Consider the following 18,682-nt stretch of genomic DNA (forward strand, 5'->3'; position numbering starts at 1 on the left):
CATGAAATTAGAAGGCAAAACTGCTATCGTTACAGGTGCGTCACGTGGTATTGGCCGCTCGATCGCAATTGAGCTGGCTAAAAACGGCGCAAATGTAGTCGTTAACTACAGCGGAAATGAAGAGAAAGCGAAAGAAACAGCTAAAGAAGTGGAAGCTTCTGGTGCGAAGGCGCTTGTATTCAGAGCGGATGTGTCGAATGCAGATGATGTTCAGGCTATGCTGAAAGAAACGATCAGTACATTTGGTGGTATAGATATTCTTGTAAATAACGCAGGCATTACAAAAGACAACCTGCTGATGAGAATGAAAGAAAATGACTGGGATCAGGTAATGGATATCAATCTGAAAAGCGTCTTCCTGACAACGAAGGCAGTTGCCCGTCCAATGATGAAACAGCGTAAGGGCAAAATTATTAATGTTTCTTCGATCGTTGGCGTAATGGGTAATGCAGGACAGGCAAATTACGTTGCTTCTAAAGCAGGCGTAATCGGTCTGACAAAAACATCTGCCAAAGAGCTTGCGCCGAGAGGGATCAATGTGAACGCAGTTGCACCTGGATTTATCGAGACAGATATGACAGGGGAATTAGGTGAAGATGTACAAACTTCAATGAAGCAGATGATTCCGTTAGAACGTTTTGGACAGCCTGAAGATATCGCAAAAGCCGTTGTCTTTTTAGCGTCGGATGACGCTGATTACATTACAGGTCAGACGATTCATATTGATGGTGGAATGGTGATGTAAAAAGCCTGTTTTAATCAGCGCTGTTTTACACTATAATACTTGAAGGGAGGTGAACGAACATGGCAGAAGTATTAGACCGCGTAACGAAAATCATCGTTGACCGTTTAGGTGTAGATGAATCTGAAGTTAAGCTTGAAGCTTCTTTCAAGGAAGACCTTGGTGCTGATTCACTTGATGTAGTAGAATTAGTAATGGAGCTTGAAGATGAATTTGATATGGAAATTTCTGATGAAGATGCAGAAAAGATTGGTACAGTTGGAGATGCAGTGAGTTACATAGAAAGTAAAATGTAATCAGCCGGCACGAACCATTCTACACGCTTGGCATGATAACTTCATGCCAAGCTTTTGTATTTAAAAAAACAAAGTGGAATGTTTTACGGACAAGACTGCTGTTTTATAAAAAGAAGAACCGAAAATGATAATGAATGGCAAGGTGAAGTCGGAGTGGGTAAATATAAAAAAGAGCAATACTCAAAGGGATTAGAACAAAAATTTAAAGAGTTTCAGGAAAAACATCAAATTCAGTTTCAAAATCAAAAGTTAATCATGACGGCATTTACTCATTCATCTTATGTGAATGAACATCGTAAAAAGCCTTATGAAGATAACGAAAGACTTGAATTCCTGGGTGACGCTGTTCTTGAATTATCAGTATCTCATTACCTGTTTAATAAATTTCCTTCTATGAGTGAAGGTGAGATGACAAAATTACGGGCAGCCATCGTATGCGAACCTTCATTGGTCATTTTTGCGAACGAAATGGACTTTGGTAATATAATTCTACTTGGTAAAGGTGAAGAACAAACCGGAGGCAGAATGCGCCCCGCATTGCTAGCAGACGTATTTGAAGCATTTATTGGTGCGTTATATCTTGATCAGGGAATGGAGCCTGTCAGGCAGATCCTTGAAAAAGTTGTCTTCCCAAAAGTAGATACCGGTGCTTTTTCGCATGTGATGGATTATAAGAGTCAGCTTCAGGAGTTTATTCAAAGGAATCACTCAGGTACACTCCAGTATGAGATTTTAAAGGAAAAAGGTCCTGCTCATAACCGTGAGTTTGTTTCAAGAGTCATGCTCGGTGATGAGGAGCTTGGTACGGGCACGGGACGTTCCAAAAAAGAGGCAGAGCAGCATGCTGCTGAGCAGGCGCTTGTCTACTTAAAAAAGTCAGGAAGCCGGGAGAATAAATAATGTATGTAAAACAGCTTGAAGTGCTCGGCTTTAAATCATTTGCCGAGAAAGTGCAAATTGACTTTGTTCCAGGTGTTACAGCGGTTGTCGGGCCCAACGGAAGCGGGAAAAGTAACATTACTGAAGCAATCAGATGGGTACTGGGTGAACAGTCTGCAAAATCTCTGCGGGGCGGAAAGATGGAAGATGTCATTTTCTCCGGCAGTGACTCAAGAAAGCAGCTGAATTTTGCTGAAGTATCACTGGTGCTTGATAACACAGATGGCGCACTGCCGCTTGATTATGCGGAAGTCAGCGTAACGCGCCGCGTCTTCCGCTCGGGGGACAGTGAATATCTTTTAAACGGTGTCGCATGCCGTTTGAAAGATATAACGGAATTGTTTATTGATTCAGGACTCGGAAAAGAAGCCTTTTCAATTATTGGACAGGGCAGGGTTGACCAGATCCTGAACAGTAAACCTGAAGAGAGACGAGTCATATTAGAAGAAGCTGCAGGTGTTTTAAAATATAAAGGCCGCAGAAAAAAAGCAGATCAGCGCCTTGATGAAACGCAGGACAATTTATACCGCGTGCAGGATATACTCCATGAATTAAGCGCGCAGGTTGAGCCGCTGAAACAGCAGGCTTCTTTGGCGCGGGAATATCTGGAGTACAAAGATGACCTGAAAAAGACAGAATCAGGACTTCTCGCATTTGAAGCGGAAGAGATGACTGCTGAATGGGAGTCTAAGAAGTCTGAACTTGAAAGAGTGAAGGACCACGAAGAAAAACTCAGGTTCCAGCTTGATCAGGATGATGAGGCACTTAATGTAAAGCAAAAAGAGCGCTCTGTCTGTGAAAAAAATATTGAAGAGCTGCAATCAGAACTGCTCACAGTGACTAAAGAGGCTGAACAGCTTCAGGGACGGCGTCAGGTATTAATTGAGAGACAGAAGAATGCTGATCAGAATGAGGATCAGCTGAAACAGAAAGTCAGTGATTTAGATCATGATCTAGTAAAATTGACTGAGAAAATCAGTCAGAAGGGTCAAGTCGCTGAAGCTGTGAAAGAAGATATCTTACTCATTAAAAATCAGATTGCTGAGACTGAGCAGGTTCTTGGAACTTCTGTTGATCAGATTGAACAGCAGCTAGAAAAAGCGAAGAACGATTATTTCGAAACGCTGAATCAAAAAACCACTGTACAAAATGAGTTGAACTATCTGAAGCAGCAGCGTGACCAGGAGCATAAAAGAGCTGAGAAGCTGACTGGTACAAATGCCAGATACATTGAAGAGCGTGAAAAATGGAATGTAAAGCACCAGGAACTTCATACGTCAGCTGCTGAAATTACTGCTGAGCTTAATGTGACTGCTGAGGCATATAAAACTGCGGTTAAAGAAAGAGACGGGATCCGGGCAGAACTTTCTGATCTGGAGAATAAACTTTATAAAGCCTACCAGTTCGTCAGTGAAGCAAAGTCCAGAAAATCAATGCTTGAGTCAATGGAAGAAGAATTTTCAGGGTTTTATCAGGGCGTAAAAGAAGTACTGAAAAACCGTGGGGATAAGCTAAACGGAATTGAAGGTGCTGTAGCTGAACTGATTGATGTACGTAAAGAGTATGAAACTGCAGTCGAAACAGCGCTCGGTGCATCTATGCAAAGTATTGTGACAGGAAATGAAGCTGACGCCAGACAAGCCATTCAGTTTTTAAAGCAAAGCCGTGCAGGACGTGCTACCTTCCTCCCAATGTCAGTCATTAAGTCAAGAACTTTACCGGACTCACTTCTTTCAAGAGCGGGAGAACATGAAGATTTCATCAGTGCTGCATCTGAACTCGTTCAATTTGACAGTCAGTACAGACAGGTGATTGAAAATCTTCTCGGATCGGTTGTAGTTGTGAAGTCGTTAAAAGGAGCGAACGAGCTCGCGAAAATTTTACAATACAGATACCGTATTGTGACGCTTGATGGAGATATCGTGAATCCGGGAGGTTCCATGAGCGGGGGATCACAGGCGAAAAAGTCTTCTTCTATCTTTTCCAGAAAAAATGAACTTGATCAACTCAGCAGCCAGATCCCGACCTATGAAGAAACAGCAGTAAAGCTTGAGCAAAAGGTTCAAAGTCTGAAAAATCAGGCTGCTGAATTTGAGCGGGAGATGGATATGCATAGAGCAAAAGGTGAGCAGCTCAGGGTGAAGGAAGCTGAGCTGAAAGCTGACCTTCGTGAAGTGGAAACGGCGATCAGGCAGGCTGACGAGCAATTGAAGCTGTACGATCTGGAAATGGCTGAGTTCACTCATTCAAAAGGGTCATTTGAAGATAAGGCAATCAGTCTTCAGGACCAGGCGTTAAAAGCTGAAAAACAGCTGTCCGAATTGGACTTGATGATAAAAAATCTCGCGCTGCAAAAAGAAACGCAGCAATCTTCAAGAGATGAAATGGTAGAGGTCAAATCAGGTCTTCAGGCCAAGCTTGCTGTAGCAGAAGAAAAAGCTTCTCAAATCAGACGGGAGTTAAAGGAATCTGAACAATTAAAAGTTGAGCTCAGGGAAAAACATGACCTGGCTGTTGAAGACCTCAGGTGGCTAACCGAAGAGATGTCATCAGGAGAGGGTCAGGCAGATCAGCTGGATAGTCAGATTCAGCTGAAACAAAATGAAAGTATCCGTCTGTCCAAAGATCTCAGTGAAATGAAACTTCAGCGTGAATCACTTGAGGATGCCCTGCAGCAATTAACGGCCTCGTATAAAGAGTCAAGCAGGATTCATCACGGACTTCTGGAGCAGATCAATGAGTTGAAGCTGACAGTAGGTAAGTTATCATCTGATATAGACTACAGACTGAATAAGCTGCAGGAAGAGTATGAACTGTCATTTCAGGCTGCAAAAGAAGAGTATCCTCTTCAGATGGATCCGGCAGATGCAAGATCAAAAGTAAAATTGATCAAATTGTCAATATCAGAGCTGGGTCATGTTAATATTGGCGCGATTGAAGAATATGACCGTGTATCTGAAAGGTATGAATTTCTCCTTGATCAGCAAAATGACCTGCAGGAAGCGAAAGATAATCTGCTTTCAGTGATCAAGGAGATGGATGCTGAAATGTCGCGAAGATTCAGTGAAACCTTCTATCAGGTAAAAGATCATTTCTCAAGTGTGTTTCAGAAGCTGTTTGGCGGCGGGCATGCTGAGCTGAAGTTAACAAATCCTGATGATATGCTTACAACAGGAATTGATATTGTTGCTCAGCCTCCTGGTAAAAAGCTTCAAAACCTGAGTCTCTTATCAGGTGGAGAGCGCGCGTTAACTGCAATTGCGCTATTATTCTCAATTCTTCATGTCAGACCTGTTCCTTTTTGTATTCTTGATGAAGTGGAAGCTGCACTCGATGAAGCAAATGTCCAGCGTTTCAGTGATTATCTTCATCAATTCAGTGAGCAGTCACAGTTTATTGTGATTACTCACCGTAAGGGAACGATGGAAGGCGCTGATGTACTTTATGGCGTTACAATGCAGGAGTCGGGTGTATCAAAACTTGTTTCTGTTAAGCTTGAAGAACAAATAAAACTGAATTAAAGGGGACTTGGTATGAGTTTTTTTAAGAAATTAAAAGAAAAATTTACAACGCAGGATACTGCGACAGATAAATATAAAGACGGGCTTTCAAAGACGCGTAACACTTTCACATCACGACTGAATGACCTGGTAGCCAGCTACAGAACGGTTGATGAGGATTTTTTTGAAGAGCTCGAAGAAATTATGATTCAGGCTGATGTCGGCTTTGATACTGTGATGGAGCTTGTTGAAGAGTTAAAAATGGAAGTGAAACGCCAGAACATTAAAGACACTGAGGGAATCCGCAGTGTCATCTCACAAAAACTTGTTGAGATTTATAATAACGGAGAAGAGCCGGATGAGCTGCTGAATATGCAGGAGGACGAGCTGACTGTTATTTTATTTGTCGGTGTAAATGGTGTTGGAAAAACGACAACGATCGGTAAGCTTGCACATCAGTTTAAGTCTGAGGATAAGAAAGTTGTACTTGCTGCCGGAGATACCTTCCGTGCAGGTGCGATTGAGCAGCTTGAAGTCTGGGGCGAGCGTGTTGGAGTCGATGTCATCAAGCACAGCGAAGGATCTGATCCCGCTGCAGTCATGTATGATGCAGTTCATTCAGCACGTGCAAAGAAGGCAGATGTATTGATCTGTGATACAGCTGGCCGACTGCAAAACAAAGTAAATCTGATGAAAGAGCTTGAAAAGGTTAAGCGTGTCATTGAGCGGGAGATTCCAGGGGCACCACACGAGGTTCTTCTGGCACTTGATGCAACAACAGGGCAGAATGCGATGACTCAGGCAAAGATCTTTAAAGAAGCGACAAATGTATCCGGTATTGTTTTAACAAAGCTTGATGGAACAGCTAAGGGCGGGATTGTTCTTGCGATTAAGAAGGAACTGGGCATCCCAGTGAAATTTGTGGGTCTTGGAGAAAAGATGGATGATCTTCAGCCATTCAATGCTGAAAAATATGTTTATGGACTTTTTTCAGATCTGGTTGATAAAGAAGAATTGATTGATGAAGAGGTAGAGTAAGAGCCTTACGGGTTGACACAATTCAGCTAAATCTGTATGATTTCTGTGTAAAGGCTTTTCACTTAACAAAGGGGGATATGTGATGCTCGAAAAAACAACGAGAGTGAACTTTCTCTATGATTTTTATCAGATGTTGTTGACGCCTAAACAGCGGAGCTACATGTCTCTATATTATCTCGATGATTACTCACTCGGTGAAATTGCTGAAGAGTATGATGTCAGCCGCCAGGCGGTATATGACAATATCAGAAGAACTGAAGCAATGCTTGAAGAGTATGAATCCAAACTATTGTTATTTCAAAAGTTCCAGGAGCGCACTAAAGTAATAGGAGAGCTTAAGACGGCATCGGGTCACCAGCCGGAACTTCTTGCTATTATTAAATCGCTCGAGGAATTGGAATAGGAGGCTTTGCATTTATGGCATTTGAAGGATTAGCAGAACGTCTGCAGGGTTCCATCCAGAAGATCCGCGGAAAAGGCAAGGTTAGCGAAGCTGATGTAAAGGAAATGATGCGTGAGGTGCGTCTTGCGCTTTTAGAGGCCGACGTTAACTTTAAAGTAGTAAAAAGCTTTGTAAAACAGGTTAGCGAGCGTGCTGTCGGTCAGGAAGTTATGCAGAGTCTGACACCCGGTCAGCAGGTTATAAAGGTTGTTAAAGAAGAACTTACTGAACTGATGGGCGGGGAACAAAGTCAGATCGCAGTGGCTAAAAAGCCGCCAACCGTTATTATGATGGTTGGTTTGCAGGGTGCCGGTAAAACGACAACTGCAGGTAAGCTCGCAAGTCTGCTGCGTAAAAAGCATAATCGTAAGCCGCTTTTAGTCGCCGCGGATATTTATCGTCCGGCTGCAATTAAACAGCTTGAAACAATCGGAAAGCAGCTGAGTCTGCCTGTCTTCTCTATGGGGGACCAGGTAAGTCCTGTTGAGATTGCAAAGGCTGGTATTGAAAAAGCGAAAGAAGAACACCATGATTATGTGCTGATCGATACAGCAGGACGTCTGCATGTGGACGAAGAGCTGATGGATGAACTGAAGCAGATCAAAGAGCTCTCAACGCCTGATGAAATCTTCCTGGTTGTCGACTCAATGACTGGTCAGGATGCTGTAACAGTCGCACAAAACTTTGATGACGCATTAGGTGTCACAGGGGTCGTGCTAACAAAGCTTGATGGCGATACACGAGGCGGGGCGGCACTATCAATCCGTTCAGTCACAGGTAAGCCGATTAAATTTGCCGGCATGGGTGAAAAAATGGATGCACTTGAACCGTTTCATCCTGAAAGAATGGCATCAAGAATTCTAGGTATGGGAGATATGTTATCCCTGATCGAAAAAGCTCAGACGAATGTAGATGAAGATAAAGCAAAAGAAATGGAGCAAAAGCTTCGTACAGCTTCATTTACACTTGATGATTTCCTTGAACAGCTCGGTCAGGTGAAACAAATGGGTCCACTCGATGAATTACTGAAAATGATTCCTGGTGCCAATAAAATGAAGGGGCTTGATAACATCGATGTAGATGGTAAACAGCTCAGTCATGTTGAGGCAATTATTCAGTCGATGACGGCTAAAGAAAAAGAACAGCCTGAAATTATTAATGCCAGCAGAAGAAAAAGAATTGCACGGGGAAGCGGCAGACCGATCCAGGAAATAAACCGTCTGCTGAAGCAATTTGAAGAAATGAAAAAAATGATGAAGCAGATGACAAATGCTCAGGGTAAAGGTAAAAAACGCGGTGGATTCAACTTCCCGTTTATGCAATAACAGCATTTTTTAAGAAAAAATTAGTGTGTTAAGAAAAAAGACTTTACAAAGGCATAATCACTTGGTAATATACTATCTTGTGTGAAACTATTCGGAGGTGCAATAACATGGCAGTAAAAATTCGTTTAAAGCGTATGGGAGCTAACAAGTCTCCTTTCTATCGTATTGTAGTAGCAGATTCTCGTTCACCACGTGATGGACGTTTCATCGAAACAGTAGGAACTTACAACCCGGTTGCAAACCCTGCTGTTGTAGATATCAATGAAGAAGCAGTCCTTAAGTGGATGGGCAATGGCGCAAAGCCATCTGATACAGTACGTAACCTTCTTTCAAACGAAGGTATTATGGAGAAATTCCATAACTCAAAGAGCGGTAAATAAGAATCGTGAAAGAGCTTATCGAAACGATTGTCAAGCCTCTCGTTGATCACCCTGAAGCTGTAAGTATCGAAACGCAGGAAACTGACAGAACGATCACTTTTAAGCTCTCCGTCCACCAGGACGATATGGGTAAAGTCATTGGCAAACAAGGCAGAGTTGCGAAAGCTATACGAACTGTTTCTTTTGCAGGCGAAAGCCAGCAGAAGAAAAAGACCGTAATTGAAATAGTTGATAAGTAAAAGGGAGGCCAATGTCCTCCCTTTTGCTGTATCATGAAATTAAAAAGGGGTGCAGATCATGCAAGTAACTCAAAAGGTCGTTGTGAAAGAAATTATGACGAATTCTTCTAAGAAACGTCTGAAGGATTCTCTTACACAAAAATCTGAGCGTGCGCAAAAAGAAGTTGAACAGCTGATCTTTCAGCAGAAGAAGCTGGAAAAACAGTTTGAACAATCTTCAGATGCTGTAAAAAACCGGATTAATCAGGAAATCAACAAAAGAAAACAATTAATGGCCCAGACAGAAGCTCAGCAGAAAACAATTGATGAGATGCCTATGGGTACTGAATATACATTAAGAGAAACTGACATGCTTGTTGAGCTGGACCAGGGAAGCATCTGGCACCCGGATCAGAAGCCTGTTATCGTGCTGGAAGACGGTATGGTCAAAGAGATCCGTCAGGGGTGGTAAAAATGGAATGGTTTGACGTGGGAAAGATCGTAAACACCCATGGTATTAAAGGGGAAGTCAGAGTGATCTCAAGCACAGATTTCCCTGAACAAAGATATCAAAAAGGCAGCATTCTTTATCTTTTTCAATCAGGCAAAGAACCGATTAAATTAACTGTTTCCGGTTATAGAAGACACAAGAACTTTGACCTGCTGATGTTTGAAGGCTATGACAACGTAAACCTTGTAGAAGCTTTCAGAGACGCTCAGCTCAAGGTTTCAGCTGATCAGCAGAATGAGCTGGATGAGGATGAGTTCTACTACCATGAAATCATCGGCTGCGAGGTCTTTTTGGAAGAAGGAGAACATATCGGGCGTATTACTGAGATTCTTTCGCCAGGTGCAAATGATGTCTGGGTAATCAAGCCTGGAAGTGGAAAAGACGTACTGATACCGTATATTGAATCCGTTGTAAAAGAAGTAAATGTAAGAGATAAAAAAGTCATTATTCATGCGATGGAAGGTTTGCTGTAATGAAAATTGATATTCTATCATTATTCCCAGCAATGTTTGATGGGGTTTTTGGAGAGTCAATCTTAAAAAAAGCAGCTGAAAAAGGGGCGGTAGAGTACACCGTCACAGATTTCCGTCAGTTCTCAAATAACAAGCATAACTCAGTTGATGATTACCCTTATGGCGGCGGTGCAGGTATGGTACTTAAGGCAGAGCCGATTTTCCGGGCTGTTCAGCATCTGACTGAAAAAACAGCTTCACCACCGAGGGTCATCCTCATGTGTCCGCAGGGGGAACGATATACTCAGAAAAAAGCTGAAGAGCTTTCAAAGGAAGAGCATCTGATATTCATTTGTGGACATTATGAAGGTTATGATGAGCGGATCAGAGAGCACCTCGTAACGGATGAGATTTCTATTGGAGACTTTGTTCTGACAGGTGGAGAGCTTGGTGCAATGGTTGTGACTGACAGTGTTGTAAGGCTGCTTCCTGAAGTACTGGGCAATGATGAGTCGGCAGTAAAGGATTCTTTTTCAAGTGGTCTGCTAGAACATCCCCATTATACAAGGCCTGCAGATTATGAAGGAATGAAAGTTCCTGAGGTTCTCTTGTCAGGTAATCATGCTAAAATTGAAAACTGGAGAATGAAAGAATCTCTCCGCAGAACTTATATAAGGCGACCTGATTTGCTGGATGAAATTGAAATCAGTGATCAGCAGCTTAAATGGCTGAAAGAATTTAAAAATAACATTGAATAGCGTGTTTCTATGTGGTATTATAGTTTTTGTGCTTAGTTCACATAAGTGGATAAGCCTTGAACACAATGTTCCGCTGCAAATGAAGCAAGAGCATTTGTTGGAAGGAGTTGAAAATGATGCATAACCTGATTCAGGAAATTACTAAAGAACAGCTTCGTTCTGATCTTCCTACATTCAAGCCTGGTGATACTGTAAAAGTACACGTTAAGGTTGTTGAGGGAACTCGCGAACGTGTTCAGGTGTTTGAAGGTGTTGTAATTAAGCGCCGCGGTGGTGGTGTAAGTGAAACTTTCACAGTTCGTAAGATTTCTTACGGCGTTGGAGTTGAGCGTACATTCCCTGTAAACACACCTAAAATTGCGAAACTTGAAGTTGTGCGTCGCGGTAAAGTTCGTCGTGCGAAACTTTACTACCTGCGTAACCTACGCGGTAAAGCGGCTAGAATTAAAGAAATTCGCTAATTGTAAAAAAAGAGCCTGCGGGCTCTTTTTTTATGTTCAGATGTCTGAATAGGCGGGGCTCTTCTATGTTACAATATGTTCATCTGAGCCGGATTGGGGGCATTGGGATGGAGATTAGAAATGAATGGTGGGAATGGGCAAAAACGCTTCTTGCAGCGGTCGTTATTGCAGGTGCAGTACGTTTGTTTTTCTTTTCACCGGTTGTCGTTGACGGCAGTTCAATGGTGCCGACACTGCAGGATGGGGACCGTATGATCGTCAATAAATTTCAATACAAAGTAACCACCCCTGACCGATTTGATATTGTTGTTTTTCATGTTTCTGATAAAGAAGATTATATAAAAAGAGTCATCGGTCTTCCGGGAGAATCGGTAGCTTTTACGGATGACCAGCTATACATAGATGGTGAACCGGTTGATGAAGAATTCCGGGGAATTGATACCTTTACAGAGGATTTTAATCTGTATGATCTGACAGGCTATGAACAGGTTCCTGAAGGACATCTGTTTGTGATGGGTGATAATCGACAGTTCAGTAAGGATAGCCGTCATATAGGCCCTGTCCCGATTGAAGAGGTAGTTGGAGAGACACCTCTGATCTATTGGCCGTTCGAAGATATAAAACTGTTTAATAAGGAGTGATAAGATGAGTATCCAATGGTTTCCGGGGCATATGGCGAAAGCAAGGAGACAGGTTACAGAAAAACTGAAGCTTGTAGACATTGTATTTGAACTTGTAGATGCAAGGATTCCTCTTTCGTCAAGAAACCCGATGATTGAAGAAATTATCGGACAAAAGCCGAGACTGATTTTAATTAATAAGTCAGATATGGCAGATCCGAATAAAACAAAAGAATGGATTCGGTATTTTGAAAATAAAGGGGTACGTGCTGTAGCAATCAACTCAGACAAGGGTTCAGGTCTGCAGCAGATCCAAAAAGAGACGATGAACATTTTAAGTGAAAAATGGGATCGGATGAGGTCGCGGGGTATCAGACCAAGAGCTGTAAGAGCCATGATTGTAGGTATTCCGAACGTAGGGAAATCTACACTCATTAACCGTCTGGCAAAGAAAAATATTGCCCAGACCGGTAACCGTCCCGGTGTGACAAAAGCCCAGCAGTGGATCAAAGCAGGTAAAGAAATGGAACTGCTTGATACACCTGGTATTCTTTGGCCAAAGTTTGAAGATCCTGAAGTAGGTTTCAGGCTGGCGCTTACAGGAGCGATTAAAGATAATATCTTAAACCTCCAGGATATTGCATTGTATGCATTGCGTTTCCTTGAAACGTATTATCCTGAGCGTTTGAAAGAAAGATACGGTATGGACGAAATTCCGCAGGACCCTGCAGCCCTTTTTGATCATATTGGGCGTAAACGCGGCTGTCTGATGGCAGGCGGGGTGATTGATTATGATAAAACAGCTGATCTGATTGTAAGAGATGTCAGAAACGTGCAATTCGGGCCTCTTACATTTGATCTTGAACATTTAGAAGAATAACAATTAGACTTCCGCTTAAGTGGAAGTCTTTAATTTTCTTAAATTTTACCGATATAAAGGACAGGTGAACGTATGCTAACGATTAATCAGATTAAAGAAATCCTTTCAGGTTCACCGGATGGAAATCTTGTGAATCAGCTAAAAGCGGATAAACGAAAAGGTGTGCAGAAGCTTCTTCAGGCCTATGATAAAAAAGCAAAAAGAGATAAGAAATTGTCTGACCAGTTTTATGACATGCAGTCTTTCGAAAGAGCTGCAGTAACAAGAGGATACCGGTTTATTGCAGGTACTGATGAAGCCGGCAGAGGGCCGCTTGCAGGTCCTGTCGTGGCAGCTGCGGTTATTCTGCCTGAAGGGTTTTACCTGCCGGGACTGAATGATTCCAAAAAATTGAGTGAACAGAAAAGAGAAAGCTTCTTTGAAAAAATAATGAATGCTGCAGATGTAGGTGTAGGCATCATTGAGGCAGAGGAAATTGACAGGATTAATATATTAAATGCATCCAAAAAAGCAATGATACATGCAATCCGGCAATTAAACAGGGAGCCTGATTACGTGCTCGCAGATGCGGTCACACTTGATATACAAATTTCTCAGGAATCGATTATTAAAGGTGATGCAAAAAGTGTCAGTATTGCAGCTGCTTCAGTCATTGCAAAGGTAACCCGCGACAGACTGATGAAGCAGGCCGGGGGAAAATATCCAGGCTACGGGCTTGAGAAAAACGCCGGATACGGAACGAAAGAACATATAGAAGCCATTAAAGCACTTGGTGTAACGAGTGAACACAGGCTGTCATTTGAACCTGTGAAATCAATGATTCAGCCATAACTGGAGGTGGTAAGGGTGTCATCATACATATCAGGACAGCATCGCCCGGCAGGCTCATCACAGCCCGACCGTCAGCTCACACTGAAAGCAGGCCAGATGCTTCATGGAAAAGTGATAAAAAATCTGGGGAATCAGCAGATGGAACTGCAGATTGGCGGGAGGACCCTTACAGCCATCGTTGCCGGTGGATTAACAGAAGGTGAATCAAGATGGTTTCAGGTAGAAAGCACAGGGCACCCACCGGTCATCAAGCCCGTTAAAAGTGACGGATCAGGTAAGCCTGATGTACAGCAGCTTTTGCAAACCATGGGACTGAGCGGAAATCGGGAAATGAGAGAGTTACTTACTTCTATGATCCGTCAGCAGCAGCCTGTTTCAGCTGAGAAATTAACTGCAGCAGCAGCTCTGCTAAGCGGAGCTGCTGATAAAAATGAAGGGCTGTCTGTGGTCAAATGGATGATTTCAAAAGATCTGCCGCTGAAAGAAGCACTTTTTCAGCCTATTCTTTCTGCGAATAAGAGCATGTCAGATCCACTATCCGGGCTGTTAAATCAGCTGCAAAGTCAGTTAAATGCAGCAGGAGAAGTTCCGCTCAAACAAATGATGCAGTCTTTGCAGGATCCTTACACGAAAGTCACGCAGGATCAAGCCGTTCAGCGACTATTTGAAAAACTGACTTCTGGTACGCCTGCCGAAAAGAATCAGGCACTCGAAGCACTTAAAACGATGCAGCTGCTACCGAAAGAAGCAACTTTGTCGAACTGGACTCAGGGAATGAACGCAGTAAATGCAGTTAAAGGAATTGAAAATCTGATCAAATCACTCGGAACGCTGCCTCAAAATCAGGGTGTACAGACTCAGATCCTTGAACTGCAGCAATCCTTAAAATCCATCCAGCAGCCGGGCGGCTTACAGCAGGCTGCTGAAACTGTAATAAGAGGACAGCAAATGCTTCTGCAGGTAAAACCCCAGTCTCAGCTGAACAGCCTGCAGACATTGCAAATCCCATCACCTAACACGATGCAGCCGCAATTTTTTATTCAGACGTTAAATGAAGTGCAGCAAATGACCGGTCAGAAGAACAGTCCGACATCACTGCAGCTGATCCTAAAGGAAATTATTAACAAAATAGGAGCTGACTACGAGGCGCGAATATTGAATACGGCCAGTCCCGTTGCTCAAGCCCAGACCATTAAAGCCCAGCTTGTATCACTGATTGAAACAACAGGTCTGAATCCTCAGACAAGGGACACAGCTGAACAGCTCTTGAACCGGCTGAATGGCTTGCAGCTTTTATCAGCAGACAATGGACCCCAGCAGCAATTACTCTTGCAATTTCCTCTTCAGCTTGGAACAGATCAGGCAGACGTTATGATGAAGATGAATGGAAGAAAGAAAAGTGATGGCACGATTGATCCTGATCACGTAAGAGTATTATTTTATATTACGCTTTCATCATTAAATGAAAGTATTATAGATATGAACGTACAAAACCGTATCGTCTCACTTGATATATATAATGAAAATAATCAGCTGGATCAGCTGGCAAAGCCTTTTGTCCCTGCTTTACAAACTGCACTTGAACAGGCTGGCTATAGCTTTTCAGCGGTTAAATTTCACAGCACGAAAGAAGTAGACCCTCCGATACTCAATCCTGCAGAGGATGCGCTGTCATCTGCTTATCATAAGGTGGATTTTAAAATATGAAACAGCATAAAAGGCTTGAAGCAGTAGCATTGACTTATAAATCAGAGACTGAACACGCACCGGTTGTCTCAGCAAAAGGAAAAGGGAAGATAGCAGAATCGATTATTGAAAAAGCAAATGCGCATAATGTACCGATTCAGCAGGATGAATCTCTTTTAGAACTTCTTAGTCAACTGGAATTAAACGAAACGATTCCGGATGAATTGTATCAGGCTGTAGCGGAAGTGTTTGCATTTTTATACAGGGTTGATCAGCATAAAAAATAAGAGTATTCAGACAATGATCGTTTTTTCACAATATCGCCTTAAATAGTAGACAGCACCACTTTCATTCTATACAATGAAAGCGCAGTCTATTTTCAAAAGAGTTTGATAGGAGGATGGAACATGAATATCCATGAGTATCAGGGAAAAGAACTCCTTAGAAAATATGGAGTAAGTGTACCCCGCGGTTATGTGGCTTTCACGCCAAAAGAAGCTGTAGAAGCAGCAAAAGAACTCGGATCAGCAGTAACAGTTGTTAAAGCGCAGATCCATGCGGGTGGCCGCGGTAAAGCGGGCGGTGTAAAAATTGCAAAAAGTCTTGATGAAGTCCGTACATATGCAAAAGAATTACTTGGAAAAACACTTGTGACACATCAAACGGGCCCGGAAGGTAAGGAGATTAAGCGCTTACTTATCGAAGAGGGCTGTGACATCAAAAAAGAATATTACATCGGGCTTGTACTGGACCGTGCAACTTCACGTATTACTTTGATGGCATCTGAAGAAGGCGGAACAGAAATTGAAGAGGTTGCAGAAGCAACTCCTGAAAAGATATTCCGTGAAACAATTGATCCGGTTGTCGGTCTGACAGCATTCCAGGCCCGCCGAATTGCATTTAACATTAACATTCCTAAAGAAATGGTAAATAAAGCTGTACGCTTTATGCTTGGACTTTACAAAATGTTTGTTGAAAAAGATTGTTCAATTGCTGAGATCAACCCGCTTGTTACGACTGGAGACGGTAATGTAATGGCGCTTGATGCGAAATTGAACTTTGATGCAAATGCATTGTACCGCCAGAAAGATGTAATGGAATTCCGTGACCTTGATGAAGAGGATCAAAAGGAAATCGAAGCATCTAAATATGACCTGAGCTATATTTCACTTGATGGAAATATCGGCTGTATGGTTAATGGTGCCGGTCTTGCGATGGCGACAATGGATATTATCAAACATTACGGCGGAGATCCCGCTAACTTCCTTGATGTTGGGGGCGGCGCGACAGCTGAAAAAGTAACGGAAGCATTCAAAATCATTCTTTCAGATGAAAATGTAAAAGGAATTTTCGTTAACATTTTCGGTGGAATTATGAAGTGCGATATCATTGCTGAAGGTGTTGTGGAAGCTGCGAAACAGGTTGGTCTGAAAGTACCGCTTGTCGTTCGCCTTGAAGGAACAAACGTAGAACTTGGTAAGAAAATTCTAAATGAGTCAGATCTTGATATCGTGGCAGCCGGCACAATGGCTGACGGTGCTCAAAAGATCGTCGAACTTGTAGGCTGAGAAAGGCAGGGAGCATAAATGAGTGTTTTTATTGATAAGAATACAAAAGTATTAGTTCAGGGAATCACAGGCTCTACGGCCCTATTCCATACGAAGCAGATGCTTGAATACGGTACACAGATCGTAGCCGGGGTTACACCTGGTAAGGGTGGTACTGAAGCTGAAGGCGTTCCTGTATTTAATACTGTTGAAGAAGCAGTTAAAGCAACTGGAGCAAACGTATCAGTTATTTACGTACCGGCGCCGTTTGCTGCTGATGCAATTCTTGAATGTGTAGATGCAGATCTTGATATGGCAATCTGTATTACTGAGCACATTCCAGTTATTGATATGGTAAAGGTTAAGCGTTACATGGAAGGCAAAAAGACGCGTTTAGTTGGCCCTAACTGCCCTGGTGTCATTACGCCTGATGAGTGTAAAATCGGGATCATGCCAGGATATATCCATACAAAAGGACATGTCGGCGTTGTATCACGTTCAGGTACACTGACTTATGAGGCGGTGCACCAGCTTTCTCAGGAAGGTGTTGGCCAGTCGACTGCGGTTGGTATCGGTGGAGATCCGGTTAACGGCACAAACTTCATTGATGCACTTGAAGCGTTCAATAACGACCCGGATACTGAAGCTGTCATCATGATTGGTGAAATCGGTGGTACTGCTGAAGAAGAAGCTGCAGAATGGGTTAAAGCTAACATGACAAAACCTGTTGTCGGTTTCATTGGGGGAGCTACTGCACCACCAGGAAAACGTATGGGTCATGCCGGTGCGATCATCTCAGGTGGTAAAGGTACTGCTGAAGAGAAGATCCGCGTTATGAACGAGTGTGGAATCGCTGTAGCAGAAACACCATCTGTAATGGGTGAAACACTGATTAAAGTGCTTAAAGAAAAAGGTTTATACGATAAGTGTAAAACTCATTAATAAAAATATGGGGCTGTCTGTATACAGGCAGCTCTTTTTCTCATTTAAAATAGAAGGAGATAAAAGATGACAGATAAACCGTTAACCCATAAACTGCTTTATTTACACTATATGAACGTTTTAACGAATAAACAGCTTCTACTATGGATTCAATCAGACCCTGGTCTTGAAAGGCCTCTCGGTAGCCCTCCGCCAGCAGTTAAACTCTCAACTCATCAAACTCACAAGCTGAACTCATATGCTGCTTCAGCTACATTAAAAGAAATTACTTCCCACATGAAAGCCTCGCAAACCTCTTTTATCACTATCTACGATGAACTTTACCCATCACAATTACTCGAAATATATGATCCGCCAGCTGTTCTTTATACCAAGGGGAAATCTGAATACCTACATGATACTCACCAGCTTGCTGTTATCGGTTCAAGAAAAGCTGACCATTATACTAAAACCGTTCTGCAGTCTATGATTCCCGACCTGATAGAGGCAGGTATAGGAATTATCAGTGGAATGGCGCGCGGTGCAGACGGGTTGGCGCATGAACTCGCTCTTCATGGCAGAACGATCGGTGTGACAGGGAGCGGCTTTCAGCATCATTATCCTTCATCTAATCACCGGCTGTACAGACAGATGGAAAACTCGCAGCTTCTCTTGTCAGAGTATCCCCCTTATGTAAAACCCCAAAAGCATCATTTCCCTATGCGAAACAGAATTATTGCAGGTTGTTCGAAAGGACTTTTAATTACCCAGGCAGAAGCGAAAAGTGGAACAATGATTACAGTCGACAGAGCACTCGAAGAAGGTAGAGATGTATTTGCTGTACCAGGCCCTGTAGGTCACCGGCTCAGTGAGGGTACTAATACCCTGATTGCTCAGGGTGCTAAATGTACAGTATGTGCGAGTGATATATTGAATGAGTGGAATCTGACAAAAACGTGATGTTTCTGATCATGGCAAAAAGGTGAAAATTCTTTTCAGGAAACGTGAAAATCATATCCTGCTGGGTAACATGTGAAAATAAAAAAGTTGCATTTTAAAAAAATATGGTTTACATTGTGTCTCAGACCGTAAAATGCACATAAGAAGAGATTTTTTCAATTTTTAAAGCTGAAAC

At 42.6% G+C, this 18,682-nt stretch carries 21 protein-coding genes; all 21 read left to right on the forward strand.

Going from position 1 to position 18,682, the window contains the following annotated elements; translation table 11 throughout:
• Position 1 precedes the first annotated feature (1 nt).
• A complete protein-coding gene (gene fabG / locus DH10bf12_RS11830; protein ID WP_471735482.1) occupies positions 2-745 on the forward strand; it encodes a 3-oxoacyl-[acyl-carrier-protein] reductase in 744 nt (247 codons plus the stop codon).
• Positions 746-804: 59 nt separating this feature from the next.
• Positions 805-1,038: an acyl carrier protein gene (gene acpP / locus DH10bf12_RS11835; RefSeq protein WP_039808828.1), complete on the forward strand. Its 234-nt coding sequence runs from the start codon at positions 805-807 to the stop codon at positions 1,036-1,038.
• A 153-nt stretch (positions 1,039-1,191) separates the two neighbouring features.
• Positions 1,192-1,938, forward strand: a complete 747-nt coding sequence (gene rnc / locus DH10bf12_RS11840; protein ID WP_471735483.1) for a ribonuclease III — start codon at positions 1,192-1,194, stop codon at positions 1,936-1,938.
• Complete coding sequence (gene smc, locus DH10bf12_RS11845; protein ID WP_471735484.1) at positions 1,938-5,498, forward strand: chromosome segregation protein SMC; 3,561 nt, start codon at positions 1,938-1,940, stop codon at positions 5,496-5,498. Before rnc ends, smc begins: the two co-directional genes overlap by 1 nt.
• 12 nt (positions 5,499-5,510) lie before the next feature.
• Positions 5,511-6,515, forward strand: coding sequence for a signal recognition particle-docking protein FtsY (gene ftsY, locus DH10bf12_RS11850; protein WP_471735485.1), 1,005 nt, complete (start codon positions 5,511-5,513; stop codon positions 6,513-6,515).
• 82 nt (positions 6,516-6,597) lie between these two features.
• Positions 6,598-6,918, forward strand: a complete 321-nt coding sequence (locus DH10bf12_RS11855; RefSeq protein ID WP_471735486.1) for a putative DNA-binding protein — start codon at positions 6,598-6,600, stop codon at positions 6,916-6,918.
• A gap of 14 nt (positions 6,919-6,932) precedes the next feature.
• Entirely contained in the window at positions 6,933-8,282 is a 1,350-nt protein-coding gene (gene ffh, locus DH10bf12_RS11860; protein WP_471735487.1) for a signal recognition particle protein, read from the forward strand.
• Between the two features lie 107 nt (positions 8,283-8,389).
• The gene (rpsP, locus tag DH10bf12_RS11865) at positions 8,390-8,662 is read left to right on the forward strand and encodes a 30S ribosomal protein S16 (RefSeq protein WP_039808841.1); all 273 of its coding nucleotides are present in this window, start codon (positions 8,390-8,392) and stop codon (positions 8,660-8,662) included.
• A gap of 5 nt (positions 8,663-8,667) precedes the next feature.
• Positions 8,668-8,901 (forward strand): KH domain-containing protein, encoded by a 234-nt coding sequence (locus DH10bf12_RS11870; protein ID WP_471735488.1) that lies wholly within the window; start codon positions 8,668-8,670, stop codon positions 8,899-8,901.
• 58 nt (positions 8,902-8,959) lie between these two features.
• The gene (locus DH10bf12_RS11875; RefSeq protein WP_471735489.1) at positions 8,960-9,352 is read left to right on the forward strand and encodes a YlqD family protein; all 393 of its coding nucleotides are present in this window, start codon (positions 8,960-8,962) and stop codon (positions 9,350-9,352) included.
• 2 nt (positions 9,353-9,354) lie between these two features.
• Positions 9,355-9,864 carry a ribosome maturation factor RimM gene (rimM, locus tag DH10bf12_RS11880; protein ID WP_471735490.1) on the forward strand — a complete coding sequence of 170 codons (510 nt, stop codon included), beginning with the start codon at positions 9,355-9,357 and terminating at the stop codon, positions 9,862-9,864.
• Positions 9,864-10,601 (forward strand): tRNA (guanosine(37)-N1)-methyltransferase TrmD, encoded by a 738-nt coding sequence (gene trmD / locus DH10bf12_RS11885; RefSeq protein WP_471735491.1) that lies wholly within the window; start codon positions 9,864-9,866, stop codon positions 10,599-10,601. The genes rimM and trmD overlap by 1 nt, the downstream gene beginning before the upstream one ends.
• A 116-nt stretch (positions 10,602-10,717) precedes the next feature.
• Entirely contained in the window at positions 10,718-11,062 is a 345-nt protein-coding gene (gene rplS, locus DH10bf12_RS11890) for a 50S ribosomal protein L19 (RefSeq protein WP_471735492.1), read from the forward strand.
• Positions 11,063-11,127: 65 nt separating this feature from the next.
• A complete protein-coding gene (gene lepB, locus DH10bf12_RS11895) occupies positions 11,128-11,703 on the forward strand; it encodes a signal peptidase I (protein ID WP_471735493.1) in 576 nt (191 codons plus the stop codon).
• Between the two features lie 4 nt (positions 11,704-11,707).
• Positions 11,708-12,562, forward strand: a complete 855-nt coding sequence (gene ylqF / locus DH10bf12_RS11900; RefSeq protein ID WP_471735494.1) for a ribosome biogenesis GTPase YlqF — start codon at positions 11,708-11,710, stop codon at positions 12,560-12,562.
• A 72-nt stretch (positions 12,563-12,634) separates the two neighbouring features.
• Positions 12,635-13,393 carry a ribonuclease HII gene (locus DH10bf12_RS11905; RefSeq protein WP_471735495.1) on the forward strand — a complete coding sequence of 253 codons (759 nt, stop codon included), beginning with the start codon at positions 12,635-12,637 and terminating at the stop codon, positions 13,391-13,393.
• Between the two features lie 15 nt (positions 13,394-13,408).
• Positions 13,409-15,100: a hypothetical protein gene (locus tag DH10bf12_RS11910; RefSeq protein ID WP_471735496.1), complete on the forward strand. Its 1,692-nt coding sequence runs from the start codon at positions 13,409-13,411 to the stop codon at positions 15,098-15,100.
• A complete protein-coding gene (locus DH10bf12_RS11915) occupies positions 15,097-15,366 on the forward strand; it encodes an EscU/YscU/HrcU family type III secretion system export apparatus switch protein (RefSeq protein WP_471735497.1) in 270 nt (89 codons plus the stop codon). The genes DH10bf12_RS11910 and DH10bf12_RS11915 overlap by 4 nt, the downstream gene beginning before the upstream one ends.
• 120 nt (positions 15,367-15,486) lie before the next feature.
• Positions 15,487-16,647 carry an ADP-forming succinate--CoA ligase subunit beta gene (gene sucC, locus DH10bf12_RS11920; RefSeq protein WP_471735498.1) on the forward strand — a complete coding sequence of 387 codons (1,161 nt, stop codon included), beginning with the start codon at positions 15,487-15,489 and terminating at the stop codon, positions 16,645-16,647.
• An 18-nt stretch (positions 16,648-16,665) separates the two neighbouring features.
• Positions 16,666-17,568, forward strand: a complete 903-nt coding sequence (sucD, locus tag DH10bf12_RS11925; protein ID WP_471735499.1) for a succinate--CoA ligase subunit alpha — start codon at positions 16,666-16,668, stop codon at positions 17,566-17,568.
• A 66-nt stretch (positions 17,569-17,634) separates the two neighbouring features.
• On the forward strand, positions 17,635-18,507 hold the full coding sequence (dprA, locus tag DH10bf12_RS11930; RefSeq protein WP_471735500.1) for a DNA-processing protein DprA: 873 nt from the start codon (positions 17,635-17,637) through the stop codon (positions 18,505-18,507).
• Positions 18,508-18,682 lie beyond the last annotated feature (175 nt).

It is taken from the genome of Jeotgalibacillus sp. 10bf12, assembly GCF_055597105.1.

Excerpts from the sequence above, each read along its gene's own strand:
- fabG (WP_471735482.1), top strand. The coding sequence starts at position 2 with ATGAAATTAGAAGGCAAAACTGCTATCGTTACAGGTGCGTCACGTGGT.
- acpP (WP_039808828.1), top strand. The coding sequence starts at position 805 with ATGGCAGAAGTATTAGACCGCGTAACGAAAATCATCGTTGACCGTTTA.
- smc (WP_471735484.1), top strand. The coding sequence starts at position 1,938 with ATGTATGTAAAACAGCTTGAAGTGCTCGGCTTTAAATCATTTGCCGAG.
- ftsY (WP_471735485.1), top strand. The coding sequence starts at position 5,511 with ATGAGTTTTTTTAAGAAATTAAAAGAAAAATTTACAACGCAGGATACT.
- DH10bf12_RS11855 (WP_471735486.1), top strand. The coding sequence starts at position 6,598 with ATGCTCGAAAAAACAACGAGAGTGAACTTTCTCTATGATTTTTATCAG.
- ffh (WP_471735487.1), top strand. The coding sequence starts at position 6,933 with ATGGCATTTGAAGGATTAGCAGAACGTCTGCAGGGTTCCATCCAGAAG.
- rpsP (WP_039808841.1), top strand. The coding sequence starts at position 8,390 with ATGGCAGTAAAAATTCGTTTAAAGCGTATGGGAGCTAACAAGTCTCCT.
- DH10bf12_RS11875 (WP_471735489.1), top strand. The coding sequence starts at position 8,960 with ATGCAAGTAACTCAAAAGGTCGTTGTGAAAGAAATTATGACGAATTCT.
- rimM (WP_471735490.1), top strand. The coding sequence starts at position 9,355 with ATGGAATGGTTTGACGTGGGAAAGATCGTAAACACCCATGGTATTAAA.
- trmD (WP_471735491.1), top strand. The coding sequence starts at position 9,864 with ATGAAAATTGATATTCTATCATTATTCCCAGCAATGTTTGATGGGGTT.
- rplS (WP_471735492.1), top strand. The coding sequence starts at position 10,718 with ATGCATAACCTGATTCAGGAAATTACTAAAGAACAGCTTCGTTCTGAT.
- lepB (WP_471735493.1), top strand. The coding sequence starts at position 11,128 with ATGTTACAATATGTTCATCTGAGCCGGATTGGGGGCATTGGGATGGAG.
- ylqF (WP_471735494.1), top strand. The coding sequence starts at position 11,708 with ATGAGTATCCAATGGTTTCCGGGGCATATGGCGAAAGCAAGGAGACAG.
- DH10bf12_RS11905 (WP_471735495.1), top strand. The coding sequence starts at position 12,635 with ATGCTAACGATTAATCAGATTAAAGAAATCCTTTCAGGTTCACCGGAT.
- DH10bf12_RS11915 (WP_471735497.1), top strand. The coding sequence starts at position 15,097 with ATGAAACAGCATAAAAGGCTTGAAGCAGTAGCATTGACTTATAAATCA.
- sucC (WP_471735498.1), top strand. The coding sequence starts at position 15,487 with ATGAATATCCATGAGTATCAGGGAAAAGAACTCCTTAGAAAATATGGA.
- sucD (WP_471735499.1), top strand. The coding sequence starts at position 16,666 with ATGAGTGTTTTTATTGATAAGAATACAAAAGTATTAGTTCAGGGAATC.
- dprA (WP_471735500.1), top strand. The coding sequence starts at position 17,635 with ATGACAGATAAACCGTTAACCCATAAACTGCTTTATTTACACTATATG.